This is a genomic window from Pseudomonas sp. MF09156, assembly GCF_059862305.1.
Map to the genome: position 1 here is coordinate 344,475 of NZ_JCBCUR010000004.1, position 18,215 is coordinate 362,689.

The following is an 18,215-nucleotide window of genomic DNA, read 5'->3' on the forward strand; positions in this document are numbered from 1 at the left end:
GAGCGCAGGTTAGGGGCGACGTCCTCCAGGAACTTGACCCAGATCAACGTCCACCTGGGGGGTATTGGCCTATGCTTGGCCCATCTACCTCTTAAGAGGTAGACCGAATAACAAGAGAAAGTCTTTATTTATCAATGGATTGGTCTCTTGTGCCGGCTTTTTCCCGTGGGAGGGTTCGCCGGCAACTCTTTAGAGGTAGTGCGCCAGGGAATGCAGAATCCAATACTGTTTCCTATGCCAGGTGCCGCCATGCTGTTGTCCTTACCCCTTCGATTACGCCGTGATGTTTAACTGGCTGCGCAGCTCCCTGCCCGCACGCGCCGGTGTCGCGGTGATCCTGATTGCGATCCTGGCCCTGGCCAGTTCCCTGAGCGCCGGGCTGATCGCCTGGTTCAGCCAGGGCGACGGCGCGGCCATCAACACCGCAGGCTCGGTGCGCATGGAGACCTACCACCTGAGCTGGAAACTCGCCGACCACGCCCCCGCCGACGAGATCCTGGCCATCACCCAGAGCCTGCAACGGCGCCTGGACAGCCAGTCCTTGAAAGCGGTGCTCGAAGACGGCCCCCACAGCGCCCTGCAACAGAGCTACCGGCAGATCCAGCAACACTGGAACCAGGAACTGCGCCCGGCCATCGAGCGCGGCGACGGCGCGCTCTTTCGCGAGCGCGCACCGGCCTTTGTCGAGCAACTGAACCAGTTCGTCAGCCTGTTGCAGCAACAGAGTGAGCACAAACAAGGCTGGCAACAGCTGATCCAGGGCCTGGCGCTGTTCAGCACCCTGATCATCCTGCTGCTGGGGCTGTATGAGTTGCAGTACGGCGTGGTCACGCCCTTGAAGGAACTGGTGGACGCCACCCGGCGCTTTCGTGAGGGTGATTACCAGACCCGGGTCAATCACCGCTCCCAGGACGAACTGGGGCAACTGGCCCTGAGCTTCAACACCCTGGCCGAAACCATCGAGCAATCCCATCGCACCCTGGAAAGCCAGGTGCAGCACAAAACCCTCAACCTGCAACAGGCCAACGCCGCCCTGGAACTGCTCTACGAGAGCAGCCGCAGCCTGGCCACGCGCCTGGCCAACGCCGAAGGCCTCGACGAATTGATCCGGCGTTTCCAGAAACGCCTGCCGGGCCTGCGCCTGTCGCTGTGCCTGCAAGGGCACTTCCTCGCCCCGGCGCAGCAGATGCTCGCGCTGCATGGCGGCAACAGCCGCAACGTCTGCGCCATCGGTGACTGCGCCACCTGCGAGCGCCACCACGTGGCCCCGCCCCAGGTGTTCAGCATCAGCAACCAGGGCGCGGAACTGGGCGAACTCAAGGCGCATTTTGTCGACGGCCATGCCCCCCAAGCCTGGGAGCAACAACTGATCCAGGCCCTGGCCAACCTGATTGGCACCTCGCTGTCCCTCAAGCGCCAGCGCGAGCAGGACCACCGTTTATTGCTGCTGGACGAACGCACCATCATCGCCCGCGAGCTGCATGATTCCCTGGCCCAGGCCCTGTCCTATATGAAGCTGCAAGTCAGCCGCATGCAGACCCTGCTGCGCCGCGACGAACCCAAGGCCACCCTGGAAACCGTCACCGGTGAACTGCGCGAAGGCCTGAACAACGCCTACCGGCAATTGCGTGAGTTGCTCACCACCTTTCGCCTGCAAATCCACGATGCCGGGCTGGTCCAGGAGCTCAAAGACACCGCCGAGGAGTTCTCGCGGCGTGGCGAGTTCCAGGTGCACCTGCATGTGGATGCCCTGGCCTTCCAACTGTCGGCCAGTGAACAGATCCACCTGTTGCAGGTAACCCGCGAAGCGCTGTCCAACTGCCTGCGCCATGCCCACGCCGAAAACGCCTGGCTGCAACTGCGCCAGAACGGCGAAACCGTGAGCCTGAGCATTGAAGACGATGGCCGCGGCTTCAGCGAGCCGGTGGACCAGCGCGAACACCACGGCCTGACCATCATGGACGAACGGGCTCGCAGCCTGCACGGTCAACTGGACATTTCCTCCCGCGAGCCTCAGGGCACCCGGGTGCACTTGCTGTTTCGCCCGGAATTCCTCGGGCACTCTTTACCAGAAGGTAGCTTGTCATGAACACGGCGCTCATCACCCCATCTGTACGCCACCGCATCCTGCTCGTCGACGACCACCCGATGATGCGCCACGGCATGCGCCAGATGCTCGAACTGGAAGACGACCTGCACGTGGTGGGCGAAGCCGGCAATGGCGAGGAAGCCCTGGGCCTGATCGAGTCGCTGCAACCGGACCTGGTGCTGCTGGACAACAACATGCCGCAGATGAACGGCCTGGAAACCCTGCGCCAGCTGCGGGCCATGGCCTATGGCGGCAAGGTCTTGCTGTTTACCGTGTCCGATGCCGAAGACGACATCCGCGACGCCCTGCGCCTGGATGCCAACGGCTACCTGCTCAAGGACATGGAGCCGGAACTGCTGATCCAGTACATCCGCGATGCGCTGCACGGCGCCCTGGTGATCAGCCCCGGCCTGACCCGGGTGCTGGCCCAGGCCTTGCGCTCGCCCCAGCCCCACGCGGCGGTGGAACTGACCGAACGCGAGCGGCAGGTGTTGAAGACCATTGCCGGGGGCTATAGCAACAAGGTGATCGGGCACAAACTGGGGATTACCGAGGGCACGGTGAAAGTGCATGTGAAGAATCTGCTGCACAAACTGGGGCTGCGTTCGCGGGTGGAAGCGGCGGTTTGGGCGATGGAGCATTTGCGTCAGGCTGGGTAGGGACTGATGCACCGCCATCGCAGCATAGGTATCTACACATCTCTTTAGTGATTCTCAGGTTTGTGTACATATCCGTTGCTGCGGTCACGGCTACTATTGGTTCCGCCCTTACGGCGGCTCACTTTGGAAGAGCGCCAAAGGAAGCAAAGCGCTCTTGCCCCACCACTCGGAGCCTGGCCCAGGCCCGGCGGGCAAGCCATTCCCCTGTGGGAGTGGGCTTGCCCGCGATGGCGCCCGCAAGAAAACATCAGAGTGTCAGGCATTCATTTTTCATCGTTAACGACCATCGCGAGCAAGCTCGCTCCCACAGGAGCACGCGTACGATTTGAAGATCAGATCGGCTCTAAGGCCGCCTCGCTTTCACCGTCAACGCCCCCACTCACCGTCCCCACCATCACCATCACCGAAGGCCGCTGCGCCAATATCACCCACGCCATCAGCATCGCCAGCTACGGCACGATTATCGGCTGTGTCAGTGCCGGCAGCGGCGCCGCGCTGGTGCCTCGGGGGATCTACGAGCAATATCGCCAGGGCGCCAACTGGCAAGGCCATGAGTTCGCGGAACTGACGCGCATCGACAACCGGTTTTACTGGCATGCCAACGCAGGTTGCCATCCGGCGCGCGATGCATTTTCGGCGCTGCTGCAGGGCCACTGCCTCCACGGGGCTACCTCCAACGAGGCATAGGCCCCACAGGCCTCACGCTCTACCATGGACGGGAGCGGAGGTACGCCATGCTGACCCACCCATCCATCGTTTTAACCCTACGCCGGCATCATCTGTTCAGCCCGTTGCCGGAGAAGATTTTCCAGGACATCTGCACCCTGGCCAATCTCAAGCGCTTGCCCGCCCACATCACCTTGATGCACCAGGGCGACCCCGCCGAGCGGTTTTTCCTGCTGGTCAGCGGCCAGATCAAGTTGCACCGGGTCACCGGCGAAGGCCAGGAACATCTGGTGGAGGTCATTCGCCCCGGCCAGACCTTTGCCGAAGCCCTGCTGTTCAGCCAGGCCAAGGCCTACCCGGTAAGTGCTACGGCGCTCAAGGACAGCGTGCTGGTGAGTATCGAGGGCCATCATTACCGCAAAGCCCTGGAGGACCAGCCGCAGATCTGCCTGGCGATCCTCGGCACCATGAGCATCCACCTGCATCAGCGCCTCAAGGACATCGACACCCTGAGCCTGGCCAATGCCAGTCGCCGGGTCATCAACTTCCTGGTCCAGGAGCGCGATCTGGCCAGCGGTGATGTGGTGCTGCAAGTGCCCAAGCGCCTGGTAGCCTCCAAACTGGGGATTCAGCCAGAGACGTTTTCGCGGATTCTGCATCGTTTGGTAGACGCCGGCCTGATCGAGGTGCAACGGCGCACCATCCGCATCCTGTGCGAGGAGCAGTTGATGACCTATCAGGCCGGCTGACTTAGAATCGACGCGATTCTTCGCCCGCCTTCCTGACACGAGCGCCCCCATGAGCTTTGATTTCGACACGATCCACCCTCGCCTCGGCACCGGCAGCACCAAGTGGAGCCGCTACCCCGAAGACGTCTTGCCGATGTGGATTGCCGACATGGACATCGCCGCCCCACCGGCGATCCTCACGGCCCTGCACGCGCGCCTGGACCAGCAAATGCTCGGCTACAGCGTTGCCCGGCCAGAAGTGCGCGAAGCGATCATCAGCGACTTGTGGGACAAGTACGCCTGGCGCGTGCAGCCCGATGAACTGTTATTCCTGCCGGGCGTCGAGCCGGGTTTCAACATGGCCCTGCACGCCTTTGTCCAACCGGGCCAGTCGGTGGTCTTGCAGACTCCCAACTACGCGCCGCTGCGCCATGCGGCCGGCAACTGGAACCTGCCGAAGATCGAAGTGCCGTTTGAACTGAGCGCCCAGGGCGAATACCTCACCCCCCTGCCCGCCTTGCGCCAGGCCTTGAAAGGTGCCGGTGCCTTGCTGTTGAGCAACCCCCACAACCCCCTGGGCAAGGTGTTCGCCCGCGAGGAATTGCTGGCGGTGGCCACTGCCTGCCTGGAACAGGGCACGCTGATTATCTCTGACGAAATCCATGCCGAGCTGTGCTTTGACGGGCGCCGGCATATCCCCACCGCATCGCTGAGCGCAGAGATCGCCCGGCGCACCATTACCCTGATGTCGGCCAGCAAGGCCTACAACGTCGCCGGCCTGAAGACCTGCTTTGCGATAGTCCAGGATCCAGTCATCCGCGAGCGCTTCAACAAGGCGCGCTGCGGCATGGTCGACAGTGTCAGCCCCCTGGGCCTGGAAGCCACCTGGGCGGCGTACAGCCAATGCGGTGAATGGTTGAAGGCGTTGCTGGCGTACTTGCAAGGCAACCGCGACTACCTGCTGGATGCAGTGCAAAAACGCCTGCCGGGGGTGACCATGCATGCCCCGCAAGGCACTTACCTGGCCTGGCTCGATTGCAGCGCCCTGGGCCTGGAAGACCCGCAGCGGTTTTTCCTGGAGCAGGCCAAGGTAGGCTTGAGTGCAGGCGTGGAATTTGGCGATGACAGCCAGCAGTTCGTGCGCTTGAACTTCGGCTGCCCGCGGGCGTTGCTCGAAGAAGGTATTTCACGCCTGGAACGCAGCCTGAAAAACCGCTGAACACCCGTGTAGGCGCAGGCTTGCCGGCGCCTATAAAGGTATGCGCAAGTTTGGGTTCAGAGCTTGGCGATGGACACTTCGGTGGATTTGACGAAGGCAATCACTTCGCTGCCCACCTTCAATTCTAGGTCGCGCACCGAACGGGTGGTGATCACCGAAGTGACAATCCCGGACGCGGTCTGCACGTCGATTTCGGACACCACCTCGCCCAGCAGAATTTCCTTGATCACGCCCTTGAACTGGTTGCGCACGTTGATCGCTTTGATGGTCATGTCGGTTTTCCTTTTACGGTTGGGTCAATCCGCACGAATGCGCAGGCCCTCAAAATGCGCCATTCCCACCAACAACAAAAGGAATAAATAACTATTTATTTATTCCATATAAACATATGCAAAACCCTGTAGGAGCCGGCTTGCCGGCGATGGCGTCCTTGAACTCAGCACATGATTCACGGGCGCCATCGCCGGCAAGCCGGCTCCTACATGGGTTTGGTCAAAAACCTACTGTTGCCGACACCAGCCATGTGCGCGGCGTAGACAGGGTCAGGCCAGGCGCGCTGTCGCTGGAGGTTGCAGCCGAGGCCCAATAGGTGGTGTCCAGCACGTTCTCCACGGTAGCGCGCAGGGTCACCGGGTTTTCCTTGAACTTGAAGGTATAGCGCGCCCCCAGGTCATAGCGTTCCCAGCCATCGATCTTCTGCTGGTTGGCTGCATCCAGGTACTGCGCGCCGGTGTGAATCGCCCGGGCGGTCAGGGTCAGGCCTTGCAGGCGCGGGATGTCCCATTCGGCCCCCAGGTTGACGTTGGCAATCGGCGAACCGGTGCCGCGCTTGCCGTCAGTCAGGCCCTGGGCGGTCTTGGTCTGCTCGCTGTCGAGCAGCATCACCCCGCCGAGCAGGCGCACGCCCGCCAGGGGCTCGCCAAACACGTTCAATTCCACACCCTGGTTGCGCAACTCGCCGTTGGGTTTGAAGAAGCCCTGGCTGTCGATGCCATAGGCCGGCTGTTTGATCTGGAACACGCTGGCGGTCAGGCCAAAGCTGCCCATGTCGTACTTGGCGCCGACTTCCACCTGCTTGCTCTTGGTCGGCGGGAAGATCGCGTTTTCATTGCGCACCCCACTCGAAGGCGCGGTCTCGCCCTGGCTCAAGCCCTCCATGTAGTTGGTGTACAGGGACAACTGGTCGGTGACTTTCACCACCAGGCCCAGGGCCGGCGAGGTCGCCTGTTCGTCGTACTCCGGCTGATCCTTGATGCCGTTGCTCCAGGAGGTGACCTGGACCTTTTGCAGGCGCGCGCCGAGGGTCAGCAGCACGCGCTCATCGAACAACGCCAGGGTGTCGGCCAGGGCCAGGCTGGTGAAGCGGTTTTCGGTGTGGGTGCTGGTGTCCCAGCGCACAGCCTGGCCTGGGTGGGGCAAGACCACCGGGTGGTAGAGATTGCTCTTGCCGGGGGTGTAGCGCTCGCCGGCATTGTCGAAATCCATGTTGAACTGATTGAGGCTGACATTGAGGGTGTGCCCCACCGGGCCGGTGTCGAACCAACTGCGCGCACCGACAGTGACGGTCTTGACGTCTTCGTCGCGGCGGAAACTGCGCGGCACTACGGTGAAGTCGCCATTGCTCTGGGTCGCCTGCACGCCATGGCGCAGGAAGTCGTAGTTGCCTTTGCGTGCGCCGGCAGCGGCGTAGACCATCAGTGAATCACTGACATCGAACTCGCCACGCACCGCGCCAAAAGTGTCCTTGGTATGGGAATAAGTCCAGGACTGGGCGAAGTTGTCGCGGATATCGCGGGCCTTGGGCATCACGCTACCCTTGGCGATCTCCACGCGTTCCTGGGGTGCGTCGGCGGTGCGTTCCTGGCGCCCGAGGTCGAGGGACAGGCGCACCCGCTCCTTGCGATAGTCGAGGCCGATCACCGTCATTTCGCGGTCGACCTCCTGATGGTCCCACTCGGTATCGCCGGCTTGCTTCACGCCATTGAAGCGCACGCCAAACTGCTGCTCATCGCCAAACCGCCGGCCGATATCCACCGCGCCACCGAACTGCCCGGCCGAGGCATAACTGCCGGTGAACTCGGTGAGCGGTGTGTCGGCGGCGCGCTTGGGCTCGATATTGATCCCGCCGCCGATACTGCCCCGGGGCGCAATGCCACCGAGCAAGGCACCGGGGCCCTTGAGGATATCGACGCGTTCGACCATTTCCATGTCGATGGCGTAGGTCGGCAGCACGCCGTACAGGCCGCCGTAGGACACATCACTGTTGAACAAGCTGAAACCGCGCACCGAGAACTGCTCGAAACGCCCACCCGCCGGGTTGGTGATGCGCACCGAAGGGTCACTGGCAACCATCTCGCCGAGGGTGCGCGCCTGCAGGTTTTTCACGGCCTTGGCGGTATAGGAGGTGAGGTTGAACGGCGTATCCATAAAATCGCCGTCGCCGAGCATGCCCTGCGCACCTTTGCGCGTGACCTGGTCACCGGCGTAGGTTTGGGCGACGGGTGTGTTCGCCAGCCCAAGAATCGAGGTGGCTGGCAACTGATAGGCATCGCCCTGGGGGGCGGGGATCAGGGTGTAGGCACGCTCCCCCACTGCCTGCAATTGCAGGCCTGAGCCTTGCAGCAGCCGGGCAAAACCTTCCTCGACGGCAAACTCACCAGAGATCCCGGCGCTTTGGCGGCCACTGACCAGGGCCGGGTCCACCGACAGATTGACCCCGGCCAACCCGGCAAATCGGGTCAAGGCACTGCCCAGGCTACCGCCGGGCACTTGGTAACTGCGCCGGGCCGCGTCCTCGGCCCAGCTCACAGGAATGAACAACGGGCTGGCACTCAGGCTCAGCACCAGACTCAGGCGCAACAACGATGGCGGGACGACGGGCATTAAAAGGCTCTCTGTTTTCGTTCACTTGCCTTGGATGACAGGCGAGACGAAAAAAAGGGACACGGTCTTACCCTGTGGGAGCGGGCTTGCCCGCGATGGCTGAGTGTCAGTCGATACATGGGGTGACTGATGCACCGCGATCGCGGGCAAGCCCGCTCCCACATTGGGGGGTGGTCAAACCGGGGTTTTGCGCGATGCCAGCGTGACCCAATAACGGGTGCGAAACTGCACGTGTAGCCCGTGGGTGGTGGCCAGCAGGCTGAGGATGCGGTCGGTGTCGTCCAGGCGGAAACTGCCGGTCACGCGCAGGGTTTCCAGGCGCGGGTCCCAACGCAGCACGCCCGGGCGATAGCGATCCAGCTCGCGCAGGAAATCGCCCAGCCCTTGGTTCTGCGCGGTCAGCACCCCATCGCGCCAGCCCAGTTGCAGCACGTCGAACGGCAGCGGCGCGCCCAACCCCGACGGTTGTAAGCGTATTTGTTGCGCGCTGTGCAGCCAGGTACTACGCCCCGATCCATCTTGCACTTGCACCTGGCCCTTGAGCACCGACACCAGGCACGCGTCCGCCAGTTGGCGCACGCAAACCTCGGCCTGGCTGGCGATGACCTGGCCATAGCGGGTGTGTACGGTCAGCGCCGACGGGCCAGGCACATTCAGCGCCATCTCGCCATCGACCAGGGTCAGGCGTCGCCGAGGAAGGTCCACATCCACCGCGCTGGCGGTGTTCAGTTGCAGGGCGCTGCCATCGGCCAACGGCACGCGTTTGCGCTCGCCGGTGGCGGTATGCAGGTCGGCACGCCACACGTCGATGGGCAACTGGCGACTGAGCAACCAGGCCGCCGGCACCAGTGCCGCCACGCCCAGGGCGCGCTTGAGCACCGCGCGCCGGCCAGGTTGCGGGCGGTCGAGGCTGGCCATGGCCAGGGAGGATGGCAACTCGGCAAACCGCTGGCGCAGCAACTGCGCCTTTTGCCAGGCTTGTTCGTGCTGGGGGTGACTGTCGCGCCATTGCTGCAAACCGTCATGGTCACGCTCGCCGGCCGTGCCGGATTCCAGCAACGCCAACCACTGCGCGGCTGCCCGCGCTACATCCGGTGCGGTGCGGCTCACAGTTCCACCAGTAGGCAATGTTCGTAGGCCTGGGCCATATAACGCTTGACCGTACGTTCCGAAACCTTGAGACGCTCGGCAATCTCCCGATAGCCCAGGCCTTCGAGCTGGCTCCAGAGGAACGCCCGGCGCACCGGGGCCGCCAGGCCGTCGAGCAGTTCGTCCAGGGCGTGCAGGGTTTCCAGCAGCAACCAACGCTGCTCCGGCGAGGGAGCGCAGTCTTCGGGCAAGCGCGCCAGGGCATTCAAGTACGCCTGCTCCAGGCTGCGGCGCTGATGAAAATTGACCAGGAGGCGCTTGCCCACTGTCACCAGATAGGCCCGTGGTTCCTGCAATTGCGCCACCGGCTGGGCGCTGGCCAGTACCCTCAGGAACGTATCCTGACTCAGGTCGGCAGCATCCCAGGCATTGCCCAGGCGCCGGCGCAGCCAGCTTTCCAGCCAGCTGCGGTGGTCGCGGTACAAGGTGCTCAGGCTGGGTTCGGCGGTGATCGTTGGCGATACAGCATCATTCATGGCAAGCGAACCCTGGGCGGCGCGAGTGAGTCTCAAATGAGATTCATTCTATTTAATATCCCTGGCGCATACCATGTTCTTTTTCCCGGATAGACGGGCGGAGGCGGTTAATCAAGCGCCCTGGCCTTGTAACGCAGCAAATCTATAAACAACCCCAACTCACGGCTCACCGGTTCACCCTTGCGCAGCAAGATGCCAAATGGCGCAAGCGTCACCTCCAGCTCCACCGGTAACTGCACCACCAGGCCCATCTTCAGGTAATCGCGCAGTGCGCTTTCGGAAAGCACCATGATCGCGTCGGTCAGTTGGATCAGTTGCTGCATGGAATACACCGAGCTGCATTCAATGATGTCCGCCGGCAGCGGCAGGGCCAGGTGCTGCAACGCTTCGTCAAAACCGATGCGTGCCGGGCTGCTTTCCGGTTGCAGGATCCACGGCCAGTCGCTGACCAACTCGGCCAACGGCAGGCTCGCACGCTGCGCCAGCGGGTGCCCGGCGTGCACCACCACCAGCAAGCGCTCGTTGCCCAGCGGCTCGAAGCTGTAGTGTTCGCTGTCGGTGGCGGCGTTGCGCCGGGCGATGGCCAGGTCGATGCGCCCCTGTTCCAGTAACTGGATCACCTGGTCGCTGGTGTCGCCCATGATGCGGATGCGCAGTTGCGGGTTGAGGGATTTGATCTGCGCAATCGAGTCCATCACCAGGTCCGGCGCGGCGCCCATGATGGTGCCGATTGCCAGGTAGCCATAACCGCCCTGCTGGCGCGCCATCAGGTCTTCGGCGCAGCGGTCGAGGCCACTGAGGGCCGATTCGGCAAAGCGGATCAACTCCTTGCCCAGCGCCGTCGGGCGCATGCCACGGGGCAGGCGCTCGAACAGGTCACAGGCAAACATGTCCTCGATCTCGCGCAGCATGCGGGTGGCAGCCGGCTGCGACATGTTCAGGGCCTGGGAGGCACGGTGCAGGTTCTGGCTGGAGCTCAAGGCCACCAGCATATGCAGATGCTTGTAGCGCAGGCGGTTGAACAGGCTGCGGGAAATCAGCGGACTACTCATTTTTTTCCTTGTTATCGATACCCTGAGGTTATCGCTTGTAAGCGAGATTCGATTTGTAGCGCATTGCTCGGCCGCCGTACAGTCCGGCCCATAAGAACAAAGCCTTACAAAAGGATTTCCAGATGACCACCCTGCCCGCGTCCCTGCTCGCCAAGATTTCCTGGCGGCTCCTGCCCTTCTTGCTGCTGATGTACATCATGGCCTTCCTCGACCGCGCCAACGTCGGGTTCGCCAAACAAGCCTTCCAGGCCGACACCGGTCTGAGCGACGCCGCCTTCGCCTTTGGCGCCGGGGTGTTTTTTGTTGGCTACGCGTTGCTCGAAGTACCGAGCAACCTGATCCTGCATCGCGTCGGCGCCCGCCTGTGGATGTGCCGGATCATGGTCAGTTGGGGCCTGGTCTCGGCGGCCATGGTGTTTGCCCATAACGAAACCAGCTTCTACATCCTGCGCTTCCTGCTGGGCGTGGCCGAAGCCGGTTTTTTCCCCGGCGTGATCCTCTACCTCACCTATTGGTTTCCCCAGGCCGCGCGTGGCAAGGCCATGGGTTTCTTCTATTTTGGCGCGCCCCTGGCCTTTATTTTTGGCAGCCCGCTGTCTGGCCTGCTCCTGGAAATGGACGGTTTCGTCGGCCTGCACGGCTGGCAGTGGCTGTTCGCCGTGGAAGGCCTGATGGCTTCGGCGGTGGGCATCTGGGCCTATTGGTACCTGGACAATCGCCCCGCCGACGCCAAGTGGCTGAGCCTTGAAGAGCGCCGCCAGATCCAGGACCTGCTGGATGCAGAAGACCAGCACAAAGGCTCCCATGGCCGCAGCCTGCTCGGCGTGCTGTGCCAGCCGTCGGTGCTGTACCTGTGCCTGATCTACCTGCTGATCCAGGCCAGTGTCTACGGCGTGGTGTTTTACCTGCCAACCCAGGTCAGTGGCCTGCTCGGCACCAAGGTCGGCCTGATGGTCGGGTTGGTCTCGGCGATTCCCTGGGTCTGCGCGCTGTTCGCCGCGTGGTGGATCCCCGGTTATTCGGACCGCAGCGGCGAGCGCCGGCGTACCGCGTCCCTGACCCTGGTGATGGCCGCCGCCGGCATCGCCTGCTCGGTCACCTTCGCCAACCCGTTGCTGGGCATGCTCGCCCTGTGCTTTGCCGCCAGCGGATTCATCGCGGTGCAGCCGGTGTTCTGGACCTTCCCCTCCAGCTACCTGGCCGGTAGCGCGGCGGCGGCGGGCATTGCCCTGATCAACTCCTTTGGCGCACTGGGCGGGTTTATCGCGCCGGTCCTGAAAAACTGGGCGGAAACCGCCTTCCACTCCCCGGCAGCCGGCCTGTACCTACTGTCTGCCACCACGGTACTGGCTGCATTGCTGGTGCTGGGTATCCACTCCCCCGGCCACACAGCGTCGAACACGCCGGCCACTGTTTAACTCCAGGAGTCACACCATGGGCAACATCACCATCAAACACGTGCGCGCCTTTGTCTTGCGTGGCGGCGGCGCGGATTACCACGACCAGGCCGACGGCCACTGGATCGACGACCACATCGCCACACCCATGAGCAAATACCCCGAGTACCGCCAGAGCCGCCGCAGTTTCGGCATCAACGTGCTCGGCACGTTGGTCGTGGAAGTAGAAGCCAGCGACGGCACTGTCGGGTTTGCCGTGACCACCGGCGGCGAGCCTGCGGCCTATATCGTCGAGAAACACCTGGCGCGCTTCCTTGAGGGCGCGCGGGTGACCGATATCGAGAAAATCTGGGACCAGATGTACCAGTCCACCCTGTACTACGGGCGCAAGGGCCTGGTGATCAACACCATCTCCGGGGTCGACCTGGCGCTGTGGGACCTGCTCGGCAAGATCCGCCAGGAACCGGTGCATCAATTGCTCGGCGGCGCGGTGCGCGATGAATTGCAGTTCTACGCCACCGGCGCGCGCCCGGACCTGGCGCAGAAGATGGGCTTTATCGGCGGCAAGATGCCCCTGCACCACGGCCCGGCCGAAGGTGAGGAAGGCCTGCGCAAGAACCTCGAAGAGCTGGCGAGCATGCGTGAACGGGTCGGCCCGGACTTCTGGCTGATGCTCGACTGCTGGATGAGCCTGGACCTGAACTACGCCACCAAACTGGCGATTGGCGCCCACGAATACGGCCTGAAATGGATTGAAGAGGCCCTGTCCCCCGACGATTACTGGGGCTATGCGGCCCTGCGCAATAACGTGCCCAAGGGCATGCTGGTCACCACCGGCGAACACGAAGCGACCCGCTGGGGCTTTCGCATGCTCCTGGAAATGGGCTGCTGCGACATTATCCAGCCGGATGTGGGCTGGTGCGGCGGCCTGACCGAATTGGTGAAAATCTCCGCCCTGGCCGATGCGCACAACGCCATGGTGGTGCCGCACGGTTCCTCGGTCTACAGCTACCACTTCGTCGCCACCCGCCAGAACAGCCCGTTTGCCGAATTTTTGATGATGGCGCCCAAGGCCGATGAAGTGGTGCCGATGTTCCACCCGCAACTGCTCGGCGAACCGGTCCCGGTCAATGGCCGCATGCGTTTGTCGGTGCTCGACAAGCCAGGCTTCGGCGTAGACCTGAACCCTGATTGCCAACTGCATCGTCCATATAACCGCTAAGGAGCCTCGCCATGCACATGCCTCATAACGCGTTCAAGGCCGGCCTGCGCCAGGACGCCAGCCAATACGGGATCTGGGCCGGTTTCGCCAGCGGCTACGGCGCGGAAATCCTCGCCAGTACCGGGTACGACTGGATGCTGATCGACGGCGAGCACGCGCCCAATACCGTACCCAGTGTGCTCAGCCAATTGCAGGCGGTGGCGCCCTACAACACCGCGCCCGTGGTGCGTGCGGTCAGCGGCGATGCCAACCTGATCAAGCAACTGCTGGATATCGGCGCGCAGACCCTGATGATCCCCATGGTCGAAACCGCCGAGCAGGCCCAGGCCCTGGTGCGCGCCATGCGTTATCCGCCCCACGGTATACGTGGCGTGGGCGGCGGCCTGACCCGCGCCACGCGCTGGGATGGCGTCGAGAACTACCTCACCACCGCCCACCAGGAGCTGTGCCTGATCGTGCAGGTGGAGTCGCGCCTGGGCGTGGAAAACGTCGAGGCGATTGCCGCGGTCGAAGGGGTGGATGCGGTCTTTATCGGCCCCGCCGACCTGTCCATCGGCCTCGGCCATGCGGGCAACCCTGGCCACCCCCAAGTGCAGGAACGCATCCAGCACGCGGTCAACGCCACCCTGGCGGCGGGCAAGGCCTGCGGCATCCTCGCGCCCAATGAAGAAGACGCGCGCCGCTACCAGGCGTGGGGCTGTCGCTTCATTGCGGTGGCGATCGATATCAGCCTGCTGCGCCAGAGCGCCCTGAGCACCCTTGCCCGCTACCGCCCTGCCGCCGACGCGAAAGCGCCGTCGCGCACTTACTGAGGAGCCTGCCATGTCATCCGTTCCGGTCTACCAGAACTTCATCAACGGCCGCTTTACCCCAAGCAGCGCCCACATCGACGTGCTCAACCCCGCCACCGGCGCGCTGCTGTCCAAAGTGCCGGCCGCCACTGCCGAGGATGTCGACCAGGCCCTGGCCGCCGCCCGCGCCGCGCAACAGCACTGGGCGCGCAAACCGGCCATCGAACGCGCCGGGCACTTGCGGCGCATCGCCGCCAAGCTGCGGGAAAACGTCGCCCACCTGGCCCGCACCATCACTCTGGAACAGGGCAAGATCAGCAGCCTGGCTGAGGTTGAAGTCAACTTCACCGCCGACTACCTCGACTACATGGCCGAATGGGCGCGCCGCATCGAAGGCGAGATCATCACCAGCGACCGGCCCAACGAAAACATCTTCCTGTTCCGCAAGCCCCTGGGCGTGGTAGCGGGGATCCTGCCGTGGAACTTCCCGTTCTTCCTCATCGCCCGCAAGATGGCCCCGGCGCTGTTGACCGGCAATACCATCGTGATCAAGCCCAGCGAAGAAACGCCGAACAACTGCTTTGAATTCGCCCGGCTGGTGGCCGAGACGGACCTGCCGGCGGGGGTGTTCAACGTGGTGTGTGGCGACGGCCAGGTCGGCGGCGCCCTCACCGCCCACAAGGGCGTGGACATGATCAGCTTTACCGGCAGCGTCGCCACCGGCTCGCGGATCATGACCGCCGCAGCACCTAACATCACCAAGCTCAACCTGGAGCTGGGTGGCAAGGCGCCGGCGATTGTCCTGGCCGATGCCGACCTGGAACTGGCGGTCAAGGCCATCCGTGATTCGCGGATCATCAACAGCGGCCAGGTGTGCAACTGCGCCGAACGGGTGTACGTGCAGCGCAGCGTCGCCGACCAGTTTATCGAGCGCATCAGCGCGGCGATGGCCGCCACCCGCTACGGCGACCCACTGGCCCAGGCCGATGTGGAGATGGGCCCGCTGATCAACCGCCAGGGCCTGGACAACGTCAACCGCAAGGTGCGCACCGCCCTCGCCCAGGGCGCAAGCCTGGTCACGGGCGGACAGATTGCCGACCTCGGCGCAGGCTTTCACTTCCAGCCCACGGTATTGGCCGGTGGCCGCGCCGACATGGATATCATGCGCGAAGAAATCTTCGGTCCGGTGCTGCCCGTCCAAATCATCGACGACCTCGACGAAGCCATCGCCCTGGCCAACGACTGCGACTATGGCCTGACCTCCTCGATCTACACCCGTGACCTGGGCAAGGCCATGCATGCGGTGCGCGAGTTGGCCTTTGGCGAAACCTACGTCAACCGCGAGAACTTCGAGGCGATGCAGGGCTTCCATGCCGGCGTGCGCAAATCCGGGATCGGCGGCGCCGATGGCAAGCACGGCCTGTACGAATACACCCATACCCATGTGGTGTACCTGCAGAGCTGAGGTGGGGCTACGGGCGCCGACACGGGAGTGCCGGCCCCAACAACCACCCCTTCCAACAAGGATTACGCAATGAGCATTGCCAACCTCTACAACGGCCCGATCATCGACAGCCACCTGCACCTGTTCGACCCACGCCGCCCCCAGGGCATCCCGTGGCCCGAGCCGGGCAACCGTTTGTACGCCGCGCATCTGCCCAAGGATTACTGGGCATTGGCCGCCGAACACCAGGTGATCGGCGCAATCGCCGTGGAAGCCAGCCCGTGGCGCGACGACAACCATTGGTTGCTGCAAACCCTGCGCAGTGACCCTCGGATGCTTGGCTTTGTCGGCAATCTCGACCCACTGCACCCACAATTTGCCGGCGACCTTGCCGCGCTCGCCTACGAGCCGCTGTTCCTGGGCCTGCGCTACGGCAACCTGTGGCAGCGTGATTTGCTGGTGGACCAAACCCGTCCAGGGTTCATCGACGGCCTGCGCCAGCTCGCCGATTGCGGGCGGTGCCTGGACAGCGCCAACCCTGAGCCACGATTGATCAAGGGCCTGCTGCACCTGAGCGACGCCCTGCCGCAGCTGCGCATCATTGTCGATCACCTGCCCAATGCCCAGGTCCCTGCGGGCCAGGAAGCGGCCTACCACGCCGACCTGCTGCGCTTGGCCGAACGGCCCAATGTGTTCGCCAAACTGGCAGAAATCCCCCAGCACGGGCCCAACGGCTTGATCGTCGACACCGCGTTCTACAACGACCGCCTGGCCGTGCTGTGGGACGCGTTTGGCGAAGACCGCTGCTTCTTCGGCAGCGACTGGCCCAACAGCGACCACCTGGCCGATTTCGCCGCCACCCTGGGCCTGGTCAAACGCTGCATGGCTGATCAGCCCCAGGCCGTGCAGGAAAAATTCTTCCTGCACAACGCCGTACGTATCTACAGCCCGACACTGCCACCTGGAGGCCTCTGATGCCGACCCGTGCCTTTCGCATGAACCTCAACCCCGGCATGGCTGCCGAGTACCGCCGGCGCCATGAGCAGATCTGGCCGGAACTGGCCCAGGCCCTGCGCGATGCCGGCGTGCTGGACTACCGGATCTTCCTCGACGCGTCCACCAACGCGCTGTTCGCCGTGTTGACCCATACCGATGAGCACGGCCTGGACGCCCTGCCCGGTACCGAGCTGATGCAACGCTGGTGGCAATACATGCAAGACATCATGCCCAGCCACGCGGATAACGCACCGGTCAGCGTGGATCTTGAACCGATGTTCAGCCTTACGCCCGACTGAGCCATTGGCTCCTCATCACAACAATAAAAAGGATTCGAACACGTGGAAATCATTCTCCTCGGTGTGATTCTGCATTTGATCGGTGGCTTTGCCTCCGGCAGTTTCTACATCCCCTACAAAAAAGTTGGTGGCTGGGCCTGGGAAAGCTACTGGATCACCGGCGGCCTGGTGTCGTGGCTGATCGTGCCGCTGATTGCCGCGCAATTGACCGTGCCCGGCTGGGTCGAAATCCTGCGCAACGCCGACACCAGCACCCTGCTCTGGACCTATATGTTCGGTGTGCTGTGGGGCATCGGCGGGCTGACGTTCGGCCTGACCATGCGCTACCTGGGGCTGTCTTTGGGCATGTCGCTGATCATGGGCCTGACCTCGGCCCTCGGCGCCCTGATGCCCGCCTTGTACCGCGACCTGTTCACCCACGAGACAGAGGGCACCCTGACCTCGATGCTTGCCTCACAAGGCGGGCATTGGGTGCTGTGGGGCGTGGCCGTGTCGCTGATCGGCATCGCGGTGTGCGGCAAGGCCGGGCTGATCAAGGAACGGGAAGTGTCCCAGGCGGTAAAGTTCGCCAGCGTCAGCGAGTTCGCCCTGGGCAAGGGCATGCTGGTGGCGGTGATTTCCGGGGTGTTGAGCGCCTGCTTCAGCTACGGTATTTCCGCCGGGCGCCCACTGGCCGCCGCCGCCGTGGAACATGGCGCCAACAGCCTGTTCCAGAACAACGTGACGTTCATGGTGATCATGTGGGGTGGCCTGACCACCAACGGCATCTGGTGCCTGTGGCTGAACTGGCGCAACCGCACGTTCCACAACTACACCGACCGCAACGCCCCGCTATTGCGCAACTACCTGCTGGTGGCGTGCGCCGGGACCTTGTGGTTCTTGCAATTCTTTTTCTACGGCATGGGCGAAAGCCGCCTGCAGAACGACGCCAGCTCGTGGGTGTTGCACATGTCTTTCATCATCATTGTGTCCAATTGCTGGGGCCTCTACTTTCGCGAATGGCACGGCACCAGCACGGCCAACAAGGGCGTGCTGGTGGCCGGGATCGCGGTGATCCTCGGCGCCATTGCCATGGTTGGCTACGGTAATTACCTCGGCTGAGGCCGCAATGCCTTTTTGTCGGGGCGAGCTTGCTCCTACAACAG

The 18,215-nt window shown here is 63.3% G+C and carries 16 protein-coding genes and 1 pseudogene; 12 read left to right on the forward strand and 5 right to left on the reverse strand.

Going from position 1 to position 18,215, the window contains the following annotated elements; all coding sequences use genetic code 11:
* The first annotated feature begins 283 nt into the window (after positions 1 to 283).
* The 5 genes and pseudogenes from AC19YY_RS13025 (at position 284) to AC19YY_RS13045 (ending at position 5,361) form a co-directional block, all read left to right on the forward strand.
* Positions 284 to 2,089, forward strand: coding sequence for an ATP-binding protein (locus tag AC19YY_RS13025; RefSeq protein ID WP_170041289.1), 1,806 nt, complete (start codon positions 284 to 286; stop codon positions 2,087 to 2,089).
* Between the two features lie 11 nt (positions 2,090 to 2,100).
* Positions 2,101 to 2,748, forward strand: a complete 648-nt coding sequence (narL, locus tag AC19YY_RS13030; RefSeq protein WP_169953316.1) for a two-component system response regulator NarL — start codon at positions 2,101 to 2,103, stop codon at positions 2,746 to 2,748.
* Positions 2,749 to 3,183: 435 nt separating this feature from the next.
* Positions 3,184 to 3,435, forward strand: a pseudogene (locus AC19YY_RS13035) (LysR family transcriptional regulator); the annotation flags it as partial.
* A 47-nt stretch (positions 3,436 to 3,482) separates the two neighbouring features.
* Positions 3,483 to 4,163: a Crp/Fnr family transcriptional regulator gene (locus AC19YY_RS13040; RefSeq protein ID WP_169953191.1), complete on the forward strand. Its 681-nt coding sequence runs from the start codon at positions 3,483 to 3,485 to the stop codon at positions 4,161 to 4,163.
* Between the two features lie 49 nt (positions 4,164 to 4,212).
* Positions 4,213 to 5,361 carry a MalY/PatB family protein gene (locus AC19YY_RS13045; protein WP_172311551.1) on the forward strand — a complete coding sequence of 383 codons (1,149 nt, stop codon included), beginning with the start codon at positions 4,213 to 4,215 and terminating at the stop codon, positions 5,359 to 5,361.
* Between the two features lie 56 nt (positions 5,362 to 5,417).
* Here the strand turns inward: AC19YY_RS13045 and AC19YY_RS13050 are convergent, their stop codons facing one another.
* From AC19YY_RS13050 to AC19YY_RS13070, 5 genes are all read right to left on the reverse strand, one after another.
* On the reverse strand, positions 5,418 to 5,633 hold the full coding sequence (locus AC19YY_RS13050; protein ID WP_003173733.1) for a TOBE domain-containing protein: 216 nt from the start codon (positions 5,631 to 5,633) through the stop codon (positions 5,418 to 5,420).
* A 220-nt stretch (positions 5,634 to 5,853) separates the two neighbouring features.
* The gene (locus AC19YY_RS13055) at positions 5,854 to 8,244 is read right to left on the reverse strand and encodes a TonB-dependent siderophore receptor (protein ID WP_500604301.1); all 2,391 of its coding nucleotides are present in this window, start codon (positions 8,242 to 8,244) and stop codon (positions 5,854 to 5,856) included.
* Positions 8,245 to 8,418: 174 nt separating this feature from the next.
* Positions 8,419 to 9,354, reverse strand: a complete 936-nt coding sequence (locus AC19YY_RS13060) for a FecR domain-containing protein (protein ID WP_169953183.1) — start codon at positions 9,352 to 9,354, stop codon at positions 8,419 to 8,421.
* Positions 9,351 to 9,869 (reverse strand): sigma-70 family RNA polymerase sigma factor, encoded by a 519-nt coding sequence (locus AC19YY_RS13065; protein ID WP_169953181.1) that lies wholly within the window; start codon positions 9,867 to 9,869, stop codon positions 9,351 to 9,353. Before AC19YY_RS13065 ends, AC19YY_RS13060 begins: the two co-directional genes overlap by 4 nt.
* Positions 9,870 to 9,976: 107 nt before the next feature.
* Positions 9,977 to 10,921 carry a LysR family transcriptional regulator gene (locus AC19YY_RS13070; RefSeq protein ID WP_169953178.1) on the reverse strand — a complete coding sequence of 315 codons (945 nt, stop codon included), beginning with the start codon at positions 10,919 to 10,921 and terminating at the stop codon, positions 9,977 to 9,979.
* Positions 10,922 to 11,043: 122 nt separating this feature from the next.
* Between AC19YY_RS13070 and AC19YY_RS13075 the strand changes: the two genes are divergently transcribed.
* The 7 genes from AC19YY_RS13075 to rhaT all read left to right on the forward strand — a co-directional run bounded on the left by AC19YY_RS13075 (position 11,044) and on the right by rhaT (position 18,171).
* Positions 11,044 to 12,339: an MFS transporter gene (locus tag AC19YY_RS13075; protein ID WP_169953175.1), complete on the forward strand. Its 1,296-nt coding sequence runs from the start codon at positions 11,044 to 11,046 to the stop codon at positions 12,337 to 12,339.
* Between the two features lie 16 nt (positions 12,340 to 12,355).
* Positions 12,356 to 13,540: an L-rhamnonate dehydratase gene (gene rhmD, locus AC19YY_RS13080; RefSeq protein ID WP_169953174.1), complete on the forward strand. Its 1,185-nt coding sequence runs from the start codon at positions 12,356 to 12,358 to the stop codon at positions 13,538 to 13,540.
* 11 nt (positions 13,541 to 13,551) lie between these two features.
* The gene (locus AC19YY_RS13085; protein WP_500604302.1) at positions 13,552 to 14,352 is read left to right on the forward strand and encodes an HpcH/HpaI aldolase family protein; all 801 of its coding nucleotides are present in this window, start codon (positions 13,552 to 13,554) and stop codon (positions 14,350 to 14,352) included.
* A gap of 10 nt (positions 14,353 to 14,362) precedes the next feature.
* Positions 14,363 to 15,796: an aldehyde dehydrogenase gene (gene aldA, locus AC19YY_RS13090; RefSeq protein ID WP_500604303.1), complete on the forward strand. Its 1,434-nt coding sequence runs from the start codon at positions 14,363 to 14,365 to the stop codon at positions 15,794 to 15,796.
* A gap of 69 nt (positions 15,797 to 15,865) precedes the next feature.
* Complete coding sequence (locus AC19YY_RS13095) at positions 15,866 to 16,750, forward strand: amidohydrolase family protein (RefSeq protein ID WP_500604304.1); 885 nt, start codon at positions 15,866 to 15,868, stop codon at positions 16,748 to 16,750.
* A complete protein-coding gene (gene rhaM, locus AC19YY_RS13100; protein ID WP_500604305.1) occupies positions 16,750 to 17,070 on the forward strand; it encodes an L-rhamnose mutarotase in 321 nt (106 codons plus the stop codon). Before AC19YY_RS13095 ends, rhaM begins: the two co-directional genes overlap by 1 nt.
* Positions 17,071 to 17,112: 42 nt before the next feature.
* Positions 17,113 to 18,171: an L-rhamnose/proton symporter RhaT gene (gene rhaT, locus AC19YY_RS13105; protein ID WP_169953169.1), complete on the forward strand. Its 1,059-nt coding sequence runs from the start codon at positions 17,113 to 17,115 to the stop codon at positions 18,169 to 18,171.
* Positions 18,172 to 18,215 lie beyond the last annotated feature (44 nt).

Excerpts from the sequence above, each read along its gene's own strand:
- AC19YY_RS13025 (WP_170041289.1), top strand. The coding sequence starts at position 284 with ATGTTTAACTGGCTGCGCAGCTCCCTGCCCGCACGCGCCGGTGTCGCG.
- AC19YY_RS13040 (WP_169953191.1), top strand. The coding sequence starts at position 3,483 with ATGCTGACCCACCCATCCATCGTTTTAACCCTACGCCGGCATCATCTG.
- AC19YY_RS13045 (WP_172311551.1), top strand. The coding sequence starts at position 4,213 with ATGAGCTTTGATTTCGACACGATCCACCCTCGCCTCGGCACCGGCAGC.
- AC19YY_RS13050 (WP_003173733.1), bottom strand. The coding sequence starts at position 5,633 with ATGACCATCAAAGCGATCAACGTGCGCAACCAGTTCAAGGGCGTGATC.
- AC19YY_RS13055 (WP_500604301.1), bottom strand. The coding sequence starts at position 8,244 with ATGCCCGTCGTCCCGCCATCGTTGTTGCGCCTGAGTCTGGTGCTGAGC.
- AC19YY_RS13065 (WP_169953181.1), bottom strand. The coding sequence starts at position 9,869 with ATGAATGATGCTGTATCGCCAACGATCACCGCCGAACCCAGCCTGAGC.
- AC19YY_RS13070 (WP_169953178.1), bottom strand. The coding sequence starts at position 10,921 with ATGAGTAGTCCGCTGATTTCCCGCAGCCTGTTCAACCGCCTGCGCTAC.
- AC19YY_RS13075 (WP_169953175.1), top strand. The coding sequence starts at position 11,044 with ATGACCACCCTGCCCGCGTCCCTGCTCGCCAAGATTTCCTGGCGGCTC.
- rhmD (WP_169953174.1), top strand. The coding sequence starts at position 12,356 with ATGGGCAACATCACCATCAAACACGTGCGCGCCTTTGTCTTGCGTGGC.
- AC19YY_RS13085 (WP_500604302.1), top strand. The coding sequence starts at position 13,552 with ATGCACATGCCTCATAACGCGTTCAAGGCCGGCCTGCGCCAGGACGCC.
- aldA (WP_500604303.1), top strand. The coding sequence starts at position 14,363 with ATGTCATCCGTTCCGGTCTACCAGAACTTCATCAACGGCCGCTTTACC.
- AC19YY_RS13095 (WP_500604304.1), top strand. The coding sequence starts at position 15,866 with ATGAGCATTGCCAACCTCTACAACGGCCCGATCATCGACAGCCACCTG.
- rhaM (WP_500604305.1), top strand. The coding sequence starts at position 16,750 with ATGCCGACCCGTGCCTTTCGCATGAACCTCAACCCCGGCATGGCTGCC.